Annotated in this window: 11 protein-coding genes; 8 read left to right on the forward strand and 3 right to left on the reverse strand. The window is 45.3% G+C overall.

The window, feature by feature from the left end; all coding sequences use genetic code 11:
- The first annotated feature begins 136 nt into the window (after window positions 1–136).
- The 5 genes from NL647_RS08460 to NL647_RS08480 all read left to right on the forward strand — a co-directional run bounded on the left by NL647_RS08460 (window position 137) and on the right by NL647_RS08480 (window position 7780).
- Entirely contained in the window at window positions 137–1807 is a 1671-nt protein-coding gene (locus tag NL647_RS08460) for an ABC transporter ATP-binding protein (protein ID WP_253649992.1), read from the forward strand.
- On the forward strand, window positions 1800–3488 hold the full coding sequence (locus tag NL647_RS08465) for an ABC transporter ATP-binding protein (protein WP_253649993.1): 1689 nt from the start codon (window positions 1800–1802) through the stop codon (window positions 3486–3488). The genes NL647_RS08460 and NL647_RS08465 overlap by 8 nt, the downstream gene beginning before the upstream one ends.
- Before the next feature lie 51 nt (window positions 3489–3539).
- Window positions 3540–5513, forward strand: a complete 1974-nt coding sequence (locus NL647_RS08470) for a TonB-dependent receptor (RefSeq protein ID WP_253649994.1) — start codon at window positions 3540–3542, stop codon at window positions 5511–5513.
- A complete protein-coding gene (locus tag NL647_RS08475) occupies window positions 5513–6760 on the forward strand; it encodes an MFS transporter (RefSeq protein WP_253649995.1) in 1248 nt (415 codons plus the stop codon). The genes NL647_RS08470 and NL647_RS08475 overlap by 1 nt, the downstream gene beginning before the upstream one ends.
- A gap of 153 nt (window positions 6761–6913) precedes the next feature.
- Window positions 6914–7780, forward strand: coding sequence for an AraC family transcriptional regulator (locus NL647_RS08480; protein WP_253649996.1), 867 nt, complete (start codon window positions 6914–6916; stop codon window positions 7778–7780).
- Between the two features lie 236 nt (window positions 7781–8016).
- Here NL647_RS08480 and NL647_RS08485 read toward each other — a convergent pair whose 3' ends face one another.
- A complete protein-coding gene (locus tag NL647_RS08485) occupies window positions 8017–8478 on the reverse strand; it encodes an ecotin family protein (RefSeq protein WP_009695978.1) in 462 nt (153 codons plus the stop codon).
- Window positions 8479–8688: 210 nt separating this feature from the next.
- Here NL647_RS08485 and NL647_RS08490 point away from each other — a divergent pair, with 210 nt between their 5' ends.
- The 3 genes from NL647_RS08490 (at window position 8689) to NL647_RS08500 (ending at window position 10099) form a co-directional block, all read left to right on the forward strand.
- Window positions 8689–9285 (forward strand): LysE/ArgO family amino acid transporter, encoded by a 597-nt coding sequence (locus NL647_RS08490; RefSeq protein WP_253649997.1) that lies wholly within the window; start codon window positions 8689–8691, stop codon window positions 9283–9285.
- 39 nt (window positions 9286–9324) lie between these two features.
- Window positions 9325–9744 (forward strand): VOC family protein, encoded by a 420-nt coding sequence (locus NL647_RS08495; protein WP_009695976.1) that lies wholly within the window; start codon window positions 9325–9327, stop codon window positions 9742–9744.
- A 103-nt stretch (window positions 9745–9847) separates the two neighbouring features.
- Window positions 9848–10099 (forward strand): TIGR03643 family protein, encoded by a 252-nt coding sequence (locus NL647_RS08500; protein WP_253649998.1) that lies wholly within the window; start codon window positions 9848–9850, stop codon window positions 10097–10099.
- Window positions 10100–10128: 29 nt separating this feature from the next.
- Here the strand turns inward: NL647_RS08500 and NL647_RS08505 are convergent, their stop codons facing one another.
- Both NL647_RS08505 and ygjK read right to left on the reverse strand, forming a co-directional pair.
- Entirely contained in the window at window positions 10129–10854 is a 726-nt protein-coding gene (locus tag NL647_RS08505; RefSeq protein WP_005447330.1) for a hypothetical protein, read from the reverse strand.
- A gap of 517 nt (window positions 10855–11371) precedes the next feature.
- Entirely contained in the window at window positions 11372–14062 is a 2691-nt protein-coding gene (ygjK, locus tag NL647_RS08510) for an alpha-glucosidase (protein ID WP_253649999.1), read from the reverse strand.
- Window positions 14063–14546 lie beyond the last annotated feature (484 nt).

Here is a 14546-nt window from a genome sequence, read left to right on the forward strand (position 1 = left end):
CTATATTTCTTCTTTTTTAACTCCCACGTTAATATTGCTAGCACATAAAGATTCCCGATATTCGCTTTCTATTTCCCGATATTGCTATTGTTAAAATAACGCTTAGATGAGAATACCTCCCATTAAGGAGTCATCTATGCATCTAACGGACAAGATGAGCGTCACTCAAGCACTCATCTCATTATTAAAAACGGAAAAAAAACGCATCACTTATACCGGTGTTAACGCGGTGTTGTGTGTGTTCGCAGAACTCGTCACTTGGATTTGCTTATACGCCGCATTGAGCAAGTACCTAAATACCCAAAGTCTCTATTTCTACTTAGCCCTTATGACCATTGCAGTCTGTGTGCGCTATTTTTTCTATACGATTTCGGTATGGCAGGCGCACCTTGCGGCTTATCAAATTATTCAGACCATTAGGCAGAAGCTCGTTCGTGCTCTGTCCGAAATGCCAACCGCTAAACTGATGCAATACCATCGTGGAGATATAGAAAAACGACTCAGCGACGATTGTCAAAGCCTTGAACCTCTTATTGCTCATCATACGACCGATATTATTACTGGTACTTTACTTCCGTTTGTTTTGCTTGGTTTTATGGTCAGCATCGACTGGCAGCTAGGCTTAATCGCATTAAGTCCTCTCCCCCTCGCCGTGATTGCCCAAACAGTCATGATGCGTGGCTTTTCAGATAGACAAAAAAAGTACAATCAAGTCGTTGCGAATATGCACAAAGCGCAACTAGAGTTTTTGCGTAGCATCGGCGTGATGAAACTATTCGGCGTTGACGCGGACTCTTACCGCCAGTTAAGCAATAACATGACTAAGCACCACAAGCTGGTTAACGCTTATACCAATCAAATGGTTGGAGCATGGGTCACCTTTACCACCTTAGCTCAGGCGTCTTTGGTTCTTGTTATTCCATTCGCCATCGTCAAATTGACCCAAGGTTCATTAAGCCCGGCCGAGCTCGCGATGATCGTGATTCTTTGTGCCGGCATCCTTAAACCATGGTTGGATCTAACAAAGATATTTGGGCAAGTGCAGCAGTCCTTTTCTTCTCTAGAGCGAATACTACCTCTGTTCTCAGCAACGTCGGATCAACATTTCAAATCCATTGCAGCGCCTTATGTCGAGCTTTGTTGTGAAAACTTAGCAGTCAAACGTGACTCACTCGATATCGTCAGTGGACTGAACCTTCAGTTATCTCATGGCGAGTGCATCGTAATTCAAGGCGCATCAGGCTCAGGGAAAAGTAGTCTACTGGCAACGCTCTACGGAGAATTAGCAACTTACGAAGGCGATTGGTTTATTAACCAAAAAGCCGTGTCTTCGATGTCCGATAGAGAACGAAGCCAATTTATCTCAGTTGTCGACCAACACCCTGTTTTCTTCAGCGCATCAATACGCGAAAACTTGGTCTTAGGAGATCGATTGATACACGACTCCGTGATTATCAAACTCCTCGATATGCTTGGACTTTCTGCACTTATCGAACAGCTTCCGAATGGTTTGTATTCCAGTATGGATGAAACCGAACGCAATTTTAGTGGAGGGGAACTACAGCGGTTAGCCATCGCTCGCGCCATGCTAGTACGCCCTGCCATTCTGGTTTTAGATGAAGCGACTTCTCATCTAGATAAGGTAACGGAAAATCGTGTTCTAGAAGCAATACGTCAACATGCACCGCAGCAAATCCAATTGGTCATCAGTCATGGTTCACAAGCATTAACTATCGCTAACCGAGCGTTTTCATTATCACACGGGCAGCTTAAACAAATTCATCTTGAGGAGACCGTCTGTGCGTAACATTCTCAAGCTACTCGATCACGCCGATATCAATCCAAAAACGTTTTTGGTTGGCATCGCTGGCAAAGTGTTCAGTGAGATTCTGCCATTATTTTGTTGGCTACTGATATTCGGAGCCCTTACCCAAACATGGTTACTTTCTCTTGAAGCCCTATTCGCAGTTTCACTTATCACGGTTGTCGTTCAATGGCGGTTAGGACAATCCGCCAAACAAAGCTTCTTAGGCGCTTATGACATTACTCACCACCTGAGAAAAGTGCTACTACATGACATTCGTAGCCAACCGTTTTCCAAGATCACAGGGCAAGGTCTGGGAGAGCGCATTAAGCTAATTACTCGTGATTTAAAAGCATTCGAAGACATTTTTAGTCACCTAATTGCTGACTTGATCGCAGCTTTGGTGGTTCCGTTCGCGATGCTTTGTGTACTGCTATTTTGCTCACCTTACCTAGCCTCACTTATGCTGATTGTTATGGTGATCGCGAGCTTATTGCTGTGGAAATTCGAAGATAACTTTTCCAAACAAGCACAACGCCATGTCGACAAAAACGCTTCTTGCACCAACAAACTGCTCGAATACATAGCTTGTTTACCAACGCTAAAACGCTTTGGTCGCAGTGAAGTATTAGCGACTCCACTTAATCAAGAATTAGTAGACTTGCGCAAAACAGGGTTAGGGGTTGAATGGGCTGGTGGAATTGGCGTCATTTTAGCAAGCTTGTTACTTGAGCTTTCTATTCCGATGGTTGCGGCGCTCGGTGCTTACTTAATGAGCCTGGGCAACCTTACGCTCGGGGAGTGGTTAGTTTCAATCATTGCTGCCGTCGCTTGTATCCGACCATTTGTACGCATGACTATTTTCTCTACGTTACTCAGATACATGGCTAAATCTGCCGATCGTCTATATGACCTAAGCCAAGAACCGCAGCAACCTGTGCATGGTGTTCAAGCACATCACCACGACATCGAATTCAAAGCAGTTGAGTTAACTCTGGATGGCAACACCATTCTTAAAGACATCAATTTGCAGGTTCCATATGGGCAACATATCGCGCTCATCGGTACCAGTGGAGCGGGAAAAACCACCTTGTTAGATTTACTTGCTGCATTCCACATCCCCACTCATGGAGCGGTAAGAATTGGTGGTTGCACGGTAGAAGCAACAGGGACAATGCACTGGTACCAGCACATCTCCTACGTTACCCAAAATGTGCAATTGTTCGCAGGATCGCTAAAAGAAAACTTGCTCATCGCCAAAAAAGACGCGAGCACCGAAGAGTTAGAAACTGCAATCACTACCGCAGGACTTGATGAGCTGATCGCTCGCTTGCCACAAGGACTAAACACCGAAATAAACGAGAATGGCAAGGATTTATCGGGTGGAGAACGTCAACGCTTGTCCCTCGCAAGAGCGTTGCTTCATGATGCGCCCATTGTGCTACTTGATGAGTTTACATCCGCACTCGACCACCCCAAACAACGGGAAATACTGCATAGCATTACCGAGTGTTTTGCCTCTAAAACCATGATCACAGTAGCGCATCGATTGGACACCATTGCTGATGCAGATTGCATCTATTTGATGAACCACGGTCGCATTGAGGATTTTGGCTCGCACGACCAATTAATCGCAACCTCTTCCCACTACCAGTCTCTGTGGGAAGCTCAACATAACAATTAAAAATTCAGCGCTGTGAGTAGTGCTAACTTATTCAGATTCAAGGAAAACAGTATGTACAAGATTTCTTCGCCGCGCACCGTCATTGCGAGCGCTATCCTCACAATTTTGGGTACTTCATACTCCTATGCCGAAGAGACGCCACCAGCAATGGAAGTGGTTACCGTTGAAGCAACCAAGTTCGATACTCCTTTATCGCAAGTGAACAATTCAGTTGTGGTCAAAACGGGAGAAGAACTCGAAAAAGCAGGCATTTATCAGGTCAAAGATCTCGAGATGGTATTCCCTGGACTGCTTATACAAACTCGCGGGAACCGAACTTACGCCAACACCACCGTTCGTGGGATTAGTTCACCTGACTACTATTCGCCAACCGTGAGCATTTATGTTGATGGCGTCCTGCAAGATAACGCTTTTGTCACTCAACCGCTGATTAACGTGGAAAAAGTCGAATTGCTGCGCGGTCCGCAAGGCACTCTTTACGGTGGGAACGCGCAAGGCGGTGTCATTAACATCGTGACTCGTCGTGAAACTGACGCCACCGAAGTTAAAGCTTCTGCTTTATATTCTAATTTGAGTCAGCAAGTTGATGCTGTCGCCGCTACCCGTTTATCTGACTCCATTTCAGCGGATATTGCAGCTAGATATATCTACGATGAAGGTGATATTAAACACGCCACCAGCGGGAAAAAAGACGCAAACGATGCCGATGAGCAAGCATTAAAAGTTCGCTTTCACTACTTACCAAATGACTCAAAACTTAGCGCAACCCTATCAGTCGCCGCAGATAAGCTCGACAGCCATGAGGAGTGGTACCTCACTGAGAGTGAACATGACTCTGGTGTAAAAGACGCACCAATCCCCAAACTTAAGCGAGACGTTAATACTTTCGCGCTGAATCTTGGTTACGATTTAGATTCCTCTCAAATCACAAGTATCACCGCTTATCAAACACGCGAGATAGACCGCGAATATGTCTATGGCTACTACCAAGAAGATCAAAACAAGTTCAGCCAAGAGCTACGTCTAAACCAACAATACAACGATCGTTTTAGCTACGTAGTTGGCGGCTACTTGGAATATCGCCGTTTGGGCGTTTCAGCCAATAACGCACGAAATAAATTGGACTATGACACGTACGCGTTGTTTGGGCAGACAAACTACCAGTTTGCACCACAGTGGGATGTCACTCTTGGCGTCCGAGCTTCATACCTAAAAGTAAACTCTGACTTCAACGGTAACCCGGCATGGTTTATCAATCCTTATAACAAGGAACAGACAGAATCGACGGTTTCACCAAAAGCTGCAATTGGTTGGCAAGCGAATGAGGACACTCGACTTTACGCTTCCATAACCAGTGGTTACCGACCGGGGGGCTACAACGTTGTTCCTCTGAGCAATGCAGATGCAAGCGGTTACGACGCGGAAAAATCACTGAATGGCGAGCTAGGCTGGCGCACCAACTTTGCGAATCAAAAAATCGATTTTAGTGGCGCATTGTACTGGATTAAAACGGATGATATTCAACTATATACCGGTACTCCTGGGCATCAAACTCTTAAAAATATGGGTGAGGCTCTGAGTAAAGGTATCGAAGCTGAGTTCGCTTTCTACCCAACCGATGATCTGACCATCACTGCTGCCGGGACTTTTGGACGTTCAACATTTGAATCAAACAACAGTACCTTTGAAGGGAATCGACTGCCTTACGCGCCAGACACCACGGCAACGTTGGGCTTTAACTATTACCTACCAGTAACAGGAATCAAAGGCGACATTTCGATCAACTCTCAAGCTCGTTATAACTCTAAAATCTACTTTAACGAAGCTAACTCACTATCACAAAGTGCGTACACTCTCGTCGATCTATCCATTAACTACGACTATAGCGAAGCTCTGTCTATCTCGCTCTTTAGCAACAATATTACTGACAAAGACTACACCACTTACGCATTCTCTTATGGTCAGACATACAGCAATTACGGTACAGGTAGAGAAGTTGGTGTGAAAGCGAAGTACGAGTGGTAATGAAACCTATGGTTAGCGCTCAAGGAATCAAACTCAAACCATTGCTCGCCGTTCTGGCGAGCGTTTATACCATCCAAAGCTTAGTCAGTATGTTCACACTTCAAGGCTTGCCAGCGATAATGCGACATGAGGGCATAGATACCTCCCAAATAGGGTTGTTCTACCTTGCAATGCTTCCTTGGGTCGCTAAATTTTTGTGGTCACCTTGGATCGAACGGCAACGCAAAAAGGGAGCGAGTTTACAAAATCACGCCATCATTATTTTTGGTTCTCAGCTAGTTTTAATTGCCATACTCGTTGCGCTTTGCGTCATTGGAACGATCGAGAATCGAATGACCCTGTTTGCTGGCGTTTTGGTTATCAGCTTATTTTCCAGCTTCGCTGATATCGCTACAGACGGTCTGGCGATTGACCAGTTGGAGGCAAAAAGAAGATACCTAGGCAACGTCATGCAAGTTGGTGGTTCGTATCTAGGGGCTGTTTTTGGCGGTGGATTATTTATCTATGCGACTTCATTGCTCGATTGGCAAACCGCATTATTCGGTCTGGCTCTTCTGACTTTATTATTCAGTATGCCAACGCTTTGTTTATTCTGGAATCACGGCGCCAATCAGAAAAGCGTGCCAACAGCTCGTATTCCCTCCCTTAAAGCTGCATTTTCTAACCCTGAAGTAAGGATTGGACTGCTCCTTGTGACCGTATCGCAGCTCGGAACGAGAGGGGCATTATCAATGATGATGCCTTTCTTAGTCGACAGCGGTATACAGCTAGAAAACTTGGGTCTTTTGGTTGCAGGTGGAGGAGTGATTACTGGTTTAATTGGCGTAGTGCTAGGTGGCTGGCTAATCAAAAAAAGTCTAGCACTCAATGTGTTACTACTAATGATGGTCTTTGAAGTTGTGTTTTTTAGCTTCTATTTAGCATACGACTTAAATATTGCTGAGCAAGGATGGTTAATCGCGGGTATCTTTGTCGTTAATGGCATCATTACGTCGGCTAAATTTGTTGCGCTTTATACTCTAATGATGGGGTTTGCCTCCGGACATCAGTCAGGTGTGAACTTCTCTCTTTTCCAATCGATGGATATGTTCATTGCAATCGTGATGGCTATCATTTGCGGGGCACTGATCGGCGCTTTCGGGTATTCAGTGCATTTTATGTTAATGATCGCTTTTAGCCTCATCGCTATCTTCATAATCCCAGTCTTAAAACCAAATGAGAAGGCGAGCCTCATCTCACAAATCTAACCAAGCCCTGTCGTTAAAGATGCTCTAGGTATATCCAGAGCTTCTTTCTCTGTGAGCTCGACTTAGTTCAATAATCCCTACAAATGATATCTATTATCATTTATATTAATTGATCAGGGAGATGCTCACGAGAAAACGACGAAGGCTGAAACAATGAGTAATATCGTGAAGAGCTTAAACTTAGTAGGCAGCGTAGATGGAACGTTTGATGTTGTTGCTCTCGATGATGGTGTGAATGCCTACATCGTTAACTGTACAGCAACAACGGACATTCAGTTCAATGATCCGGCAGACGCGGGGTTCTATATCAGCTTTGCTGGTATTAACCACGCCTACAGCCCCAAATACCCTGATTACCCTGCAGCATCTTTTGCTTCTCGATGCATAGCATCACTTTTGCCGAAGCCTGAACCTGTAAACCCTATTGAGCTAGGAGAAGGAGGTCGAATTGAGAACATTCGAATTCATTTCCCATTACACCATAGCTTGACTAAAAATCTTCTTCCTCAAAATAGGGGCTCATCATTCAAGCCTTTCGATCTTTATGAAACAGGTTGGCAAATGCCACTTACAGGAGAGATTCTTAACGTTGCCAAATCGATTTGGAACAATGACTTCCAAGGTATAGCCCGAACAGTATGGCTAAGAGGAAAAATCTTAGAGCTGCTTGCGTTACTCATGGTGCACAAAGAGCCTAAGTCTCTCGCCGAGCAAGCGTGCGATCTCATTGCAACGCAGCCCCATATTGATTGGAACATACCGGGCTTATCTAAAGAACTCGCGACGAATGAATGTTATCTAAAGCAATCCTTTAGAGAGCAGTTCAATATGGGCGTCGCAAGCTGGATCCAAGCTTATCGCATCAGCCTTGCCAAAGAACGTTTAGCCAACCCTAATGAGTCCATCACCAAAATCGCCTTAGACTTGGGCTATCAAAGTGGTAGCTATTTTTCGAAGGTATTCAAACAGCACACCGGGCTTACGCCCAAAACATTTCGCAGCCGCTCTCCAAAACAGTAATCGGTGTCGCACAGCGACGAAAAAGCGTGATATAGAAAAAAGGCTTGGTACTGAACCAAGCCTTTCACTTATTAAATGACTTGTTGAGGCGGGGTGCGCTTTGAGATACCTCTTTGACAGCCAAGATGGCTTCATCACCTTTGATATGAATATTCAGGCGCAAAGTGCAGACGACGAACAACCCGCCAATCCTAACAAGCCACTATAAGTCAGAGCGGCTTTGCTAGGCTTCAAGATCACTCTTCAGGAGCCCATACGCGGATATCGACATCCAAATCAGCGGGAGCGTAAACCACGACTGGTAGCTTGCTGTTGTAACGGTACAAATCACGAGTCGGCATTTGCACGAACGTTTCGACCTTCTCCATATCTTCAGGACAAGCCATTAACGTTGAGATAGCACCACCCGCTGAAGAATCAACTTGATAGTAGGTATAACCCCAACCTTCCAATGTATGCTCCGTTACAGAGCCACCTAAAGATACGCGGTTACAATCTGTTTCCATCATTTTACCAACCACCAACTCTACGCGCTTATCTGCTTCATTGCTTGCTGGGTCTACATAGAAAACATGTTTTGTCATGCTCTCCATTTCTGGAAACATCTCTGCTGATGGACGAGATACATCATTTGCTGAATTCATTGCAGAACATCCGCTCAGTGCCATAGCACCGGCAGCTAACCAAACTGCTTTCATTGTTTTTTCCTTTTTCATATGGACGTGCATATTGTAACTGGGAACACCAAATTAGTGTAAATATGCGATGCAAATTGCTCACGACTCTCACAATTACGACGTATCCCCCCATCGAACAGTTCTGGCAAGTCTCTAATCTGGACCTTGCAGCGATTTGGCGACAAGGTTATGGTTTGAAACCTGATTTGGTCACAATTCAAGGAAGAGAAAATGACCACATATCTTGCTGGTTTTACGCTGGGCATTTCCTTAATTCTGGCTATTGGGGCGCAAAATGCCTTCGTTTTAAAACAAGGCATCAAACAGCATCATGTATTCTTAGTGTGCTTCTTATGCGCCTTGTCTGATGCCATTTTAATTTCTCTTGGTGTCGCGGGTTTCGGTTACTTGGTAACTCAGTTTCCTTTGATCGAGACAATTGCGCGTTACGCTGGCGCAGCATTCTTAACTTGCTACGGCATCAGTAGCCTACGCTCTGCATTCACACAAAAACACATAATGAACCCTGAAGGTGATGCCTCAAAAAGTGCATGGCAGACAGCACTGATTTGCTTGGCATTCACATGGTTAAACCCACATGTTTATCTTGATACAGTGGTGTTGCTGGGCTCTATTTCCACTCAATATGAACCACATAAATGGCAGTTTGCGATAGGTGCTGTTTGTGCCTCTTTCGTATTCTTTTTCAGCCTAGGCTATGGCGCAAAACTGCTTATCCCGATCTTCAAACATGCGCGTTCTTGGCAGATTTTGGAATTCATCATTGGCTTTGTCATGCTGGCTCTGGCGATCAGCTTGCTGGTTTAGTGCGTATACTTTTCTCATCATGGAAAAAAGGGCAACGTCATGGCAAATCCGAGAAATCCAATTGAAGTAAAAGCGCTCGACCACGTGGTACTAAGAACAGACAATCTCGACGCGATGCTGCACTTTTACCGAGATATATTAGGATGCCCAATAGAGCGTGAATTACCAGACTTGGGGTTAACTCAGCTTCGTGCAGGAATGGCGATCATTGATTTGGTGACGGTCGATAGCGAACTCGGAAAGCTAGGTGGAAAATCGCCCAGTCAAAACGGTCGTAACCTTGACCACTTTTGCGTGCAAATTGCCCCTTTCGAGGAAAAAGAACTGCTGTCTTACTTACGCCAAAACAATGTGCATGTTGCAGAGTTTGCTGAAAGATATGGTGCCCAAGGCTTCGGGCGCTCTGTCTACTTGGAAGATCCAGAAGGCAATGTGGTCGAGCTGAAACCACAGAAATAATGCACCAGAAAACCACCCATTTTCGACCAGAAACATCCCTAAATGAATCCCAATCGCTGCGCGTTACGTATGTGTGTATCCAACAGCAGAACAGGATTAACGAATGACCTTTAGCGATGACATGCTATCAAGAATTATTGAAATGGCATGGGAAGATAGAACCCCGTTTGAAGCCATCCAACATCAATTTGGTTTGGACGAGAAAGGGGTTATTAACTTAATGCGCCACCACTTACAACCGAGCAGTTTTAAGCTTTGGCGACACCGAGTCTCCGGCAGGAAAACCAAACACCTAAAACTGCGCTCTCCAGAAGTGAAGCGTGGCTATTGCCCAACACAGTACAAACAACATTGAGCCTCTCTTAAATTTCTAATGCTATGTGCTTAAACCATAAAATACGGCGCACTATCGCGCATGAACTCAGCCATTGAGGCTAGATAGTCCCATGTCTCTCGGTAAGTGTGGTTCATACATTGGGTGAACACCTGACACAAAGACGGGTCCTCTTCCAACCACTGGCTGACATGCTGAGCCGTATAAGAGACCTGCTTGACCTCATCATCCAGTATTTTTTGAATGGTTGGGCGCATCTCTTTCAGGTAAGGGACATCAGATTGATCAATAAAACTAAGCTGCGCGACCAGCAAACACCATGAACGGATTTCAACAGAATGCGCGCGGAAAAGGTGAATTTTAATATCGTCGTAGAAGTTGCTAACGTTGTTAAAATTGAAATCACTCGACTTGGCTTCTTGGTATACCTCAGTTTGGTATCCCGTCAACGGGATTAAGCTGGCATACATAGCGGAGTGATTTAAGTCGTTTTGACAATGGTGCATGATTTGCTGCTTCATCTCCCCTTGCGCATAACGATTGGCAATCATCTTGAGCCGCTCTGCGCCCTCTTCCTCATTGATGGCGTTGTGCAACAGGTAATACGCCATGGTTTGCTTGCTCTGAAAAATCTCTTGAGTGAGCTCATTCATCGCTTTTGGTGTAAGGGAAGAATCCGAATAAAGGTAGCTTGCAATAGAGGCTTTGTACTCATTAGAGGGCACAAAGTTATTATCTTCTAACAAGTTATAAAGGCTGGTCTGTAAACAATTCATGTCACCTTCCTTGATGGTGTTGCAACGCAACACGTCATGCTGACAACGTAGAAAGTGAGGTATTTATCAATACGCTCTTCAAGGTGAGGAAAATTCAGGCGGCAGAGTAGAGTGTTGGAATGATTTTGGCTCGGAGCGGCTGAACAGCGGCGAGATTTGGGGTTACTCTAATGCTTTTGCATGAATGTAAATGACCTCACTAATACTTGCAGCATATGCATTGTTACAGCATGGTTAAACGATCATTTTATAAATGTTATCTATTGCAAATCGACAGAATGAAATGCGGACAACTAACTTACCAATATTTAAAGAAAAATCTCTCTGTAGCGCAATTTCTATGGCAAACAACTTTTCAAAAACAGCGGAAAATTAGTGTTTTAGCTCTACAAAAACCGGACAGCTTTCACTGTCCGGTTTGATCTTATTGAGCCTAATTTGAAGGGGTTAAGCGGTTGTAGATGCTAGGGGGGTCATCTACAACGCTTAATGCTTTACGTTGTCAGGGGCGCAAAACTTATTTGCCCACAAAACCGTTGTACAACATGTAGAGGTGGGCAGCACTCCATGAGAAGTTATTTGCACCTTGTACTGCACCAGTTTCTGGGTTGTAGTTTTCCTGAATTGGCGTTGCTTCCGTTAGACCTTGAGCGTTCTTGAATAACTTATCGACCATTTGACGAGCTTCCACGCCGTAGCCGTAGTTGTCCATACCACGAACACCGAAGTAGAACTGATCGAGCCACACACGACCGCGCCAGTAAATGTCTGGACCGTAAGCTGGGTTATCCATTGATGCGGTACCTAACGGGATCTTCGGCGAGTTAAACTTGCTGGTATCAAGCATGTTCTTCACCACTTTATCAGCATGCTCTTGTGTCGCCGCGTTGTTGAACAATGGTGACCAACCTTCAGGACCCATGCCGCGTTTGACTAGAGCTGGACCCGCACATTGGTTACTCAAACCTCCAGGTACCACTTCGATATCGTAGTAGAATCCTGTCGCTTCATCGAACATACAACGGTTGATGTACTCTTTGGTGTCATCCGCTTTCGCTTTAAACTCAGCAGCTTTCTCCGCTTTACCCAGAACGTCTGCAATTTGCGATAGGTACAGGTTATCTGAGTACCAGTAAGAGGCTTGGTCTACCGACTCTTGCATGAGCGAGTAACCTGACAACTTGTTCTCGTCATTGGTGTTCTCGTTGAACTTCACTTCCCAGTCTTTCTTCGCCTGAGCCAGTTTGTCCATGTTCGCAGCTGAAGTATCACGGTAAGTGATCTCCGAGCCTTGTGCACCCATCACCATATTGTACGTGTTGTCGAAACCATTGGTGTTGTGAGCGTAGCGACCCATTTGGTCAATCACTTCTGCTTCTTCTTGCGTTGGTAGATCAGACTTACCTTGCAAGTCATCGATGGTATCGATAAAGCCAAACACACCCGCGTTATCGCGCCCTGATTCCCAACCAGCAGCCACTTTTGCCGGAATGCTCATCGCCGTATAATCACCAGAAGTCAGCAACTCATTGTATTTCTCGATGCCAGTCTCTTTGATCCACTTGTCACCATTTGCTTCGTCTTTGTACTGGAACTTCATGTCGTCTACAGACGCATCTGGTCCCCAAGATCCATCATTCACGTCATCTTCAAATACGGTATGAATTGGGTCTTTCGCTGCACCGTATTCCGGAATGCCGTTCTTGTTGGTATCGCGAGCACGTAACCACCAATCGTGGAATGCAACGAGCTTCGGATACATCTCTTCTAACCACTGTTTCGCTTCTTCCGGACGATTATGTTCGTCTTTTAGTGCGGTATACACTTCCCATACTGCCCATGCCGCAAGAGATGGTTTGGTGTTACGTTCGTTCCAGTTCAAACCGTCTGTTGCCAGTGGGAAGACTTTTTTGTATTCCGCAGACATACCTTGCCAACGTTCAGCCGGTAAGTTGTATGTCACCACATCAAGCAAGTAGCCTTCATCCCATGGACGCACAGGGTCGTCAGACTTAACTTGGTATTGGAATACCGTGCGAATGTTTTCCATCGCAACGTCTGGGTTGAAATGAGACATCGCGTACGCTTGTTTCCACGTATCCCACGGCCAAGTCATGTTGCCAGAGAAGTACGGCGCGGTAACAGAAGGTGTTACGGTGTCGTGGTCAATCGCGCCAGCAGCACCACGCCAGTTCGCACTGAGCGTTTCCATCGCTTTTACTGCAACGAATTCATGCTCTTTAGAAGCCGCGTCATTCGTTAGACCTTTTTCTAGGTATTCTTCCCAGCGCATTGCCGATTTGTGCATGTAACCGTTCGGGTCTGCCATCACATCGTCTAATTTAGCAAACTCAGAAGCTTGCTCTTTGGTGTTTTGCACGTGAGTGTAAGCCGTGTACAGTGTGATTTCTTCGCCGTTACCTAAGGACGCGGTTTGTACAAAACCTTTTTTGTCATCACTGATGGTTGAAGTTTCTGGCTTGATAGAGCGTGTCACTTCGAATTTCGAATCCCCCGAAGTCAGTAGAGACCATGAGTCACGAACTGCACCAAAAGACACTTCTACACCGTTATCGGTGGCTGTGATAGCACGAGAATAGGTAGGGTAAGCTTCTTCAACGCTGCGAACTGTGCTGTCATCGTTCTTGTATAGCTGACCATCATCCGCGCGATAATCTTGCATTAACTCGCCATCCCATTCGCCTTGAATAGCCAGTTTATTTGGGTTTTTGATTGTCGTTTTAACCAAAGAAGTACGGTCGGAGACAAAGCGCATTTCCAGCTTCGCTTCGACGCCATCATCACCCGTGTATGTTTGGATCAGCGCGCCTGGCTGTGAGTATGCTTCTGTCAGCTTAAGCGGCATCGGTTTACCACCAACCGTTAACGCCAAACGGTCGAAACGCGCCGCCATGAATGACACGTACTCTTCGGTTAGCAACGCGGTACCACCTAACGTGATCTCACCACCTTTGGTGTCTAGCGTGTGACCATGCCACGAACCGTTATCAAACATAGGAATGTAGCGAAGGTGACCACCATGCAAATCGCGCAGTGCCACTGGCACACCTGCACGGTTGATGGTGTTATGGAATTCAGCCGCTTTCAATGGCGCATCCACGTTAGAGTCATTATCACTACTGTTGCATCCACTTAGTGTTAGAGCAACCCCGACAGCAATCGCACATAAAGAAGTCTTAAAGTGCATGTTATATCCCTCATTTATTGGCTTTTGGTCCTGATCAGGCGAAAAAAGGTCGAGACATGCCCTGCCGAGTTTCGATGATGAAGATTCAGCCTTATTTATTTCACTTTTGGATTTGAGAAGAGATCGGTTAATTTGTCTCTTCTTCGTTTGACCTATTTAAATATACCCAAGTGACTTCAAGATGCAGGATTCAGAGCGTTGTCATTGATTCGAGTTCAAGGAAAACAACACCGCGTAATAGCCAGCTCTTTCCAAGTTGTTTGACGCAGAAATCGAGGCAATGACACGCTCCCGAAGGGCGAGTTGTCTTGGCTTGTATACTTTGTTACCGATTCTTGATTTAGAGTGACTAGATCTTTAAATCGTCGCCGCGTCTACAAACCAAGTCATTCTCGCTGAACCTAGCATCTCGAGGTTACTTGGGTATAACAGGTCATTAATTTTGGATAATAGTGGGTCTTTGATGCATTCATTATCAAACACA

Origin of the sequence: Vibrio sp. Y29_XK_CS5, assembly GCF_024181835.1 — a bacterium.
Classification (GTDB): domain Bacteria; phylum Pseudomonadota; class Gammaproteobacteria; order Enterobacterales; family Vibrionaceae; genus Vibrio; species Vibrio harveyi.

Bases quoted from the DNA above. Each gene is read 5' to 3' on its own strand.
- NL647_RS08460 (WP_253649992.1), top strand. From the start codon at position 137: ATGCATCTAACGGACAAGATGAGCGTCACTCAAGCACTCATCTCATTA.
- NL647_RS08470 (WP_253649994.1), top strand. From the start codon at position 3,540: ATGTACAAGATTTCTTCGCCGCGCACCGTCATTGCGAGCGCTATCCTC.
- NL647_RS08475 (WP_253649995.1), top strand. From the start codon at position 5,513: ATGAAACCTATGGTTAGCGCTCAAGGAATCAAACTCAAACCATTGCTC.
- NL647_RS08480 (WP_253649996.1), top strand. From the start codon at position 6,914: ATGAGTAATATCGTGAAGAGCTTAAACTTAGTAGGCAGCGTAGATGGA.
- NL647_RS08485 (WP_009695978.1), bottom strand. From the start codon at position 8,478: ATGAAAGCAGTTTGGTTAGCTGCCGGTGCTATGGCACTGAGCGGATGT.
- NL647_RS08490 (WP_253649997.1), top strand. From the start codon at position 8,689: ATGACCACATATCTTGCTGGTTTTACGCTGGGCATTTCCTTAATTCTG.
- NL647_RS08495 (WP_009695976.1), top strand. From the start codon at position 9,325: ATGGCAAATCCGAGAAATCCAATTGAAGTAAAAGCGCTCGACCACGTG.
- NL647_RS08500 (WP_253649998.1), top strand. From the start codon at position 9,848: ATGACCTTTAGCGATGACATGCTATCAAGAATTATTGAAATGGCATGG.
- NL647_RS08505 (WP_005447330.1), bottom strand. From the start codon at position 10,854: ATGAATTGTTTACAGACCAGCCTTTATAACTTGTTAGAAGATAATAAC.
- ygjK (WP_253649999.1), bottom strand. From the start codon at position 14,062: ATGCACTTTAAGACTTCTTTATGTGCGATTGCTGTCGGGGTTGCTCTA.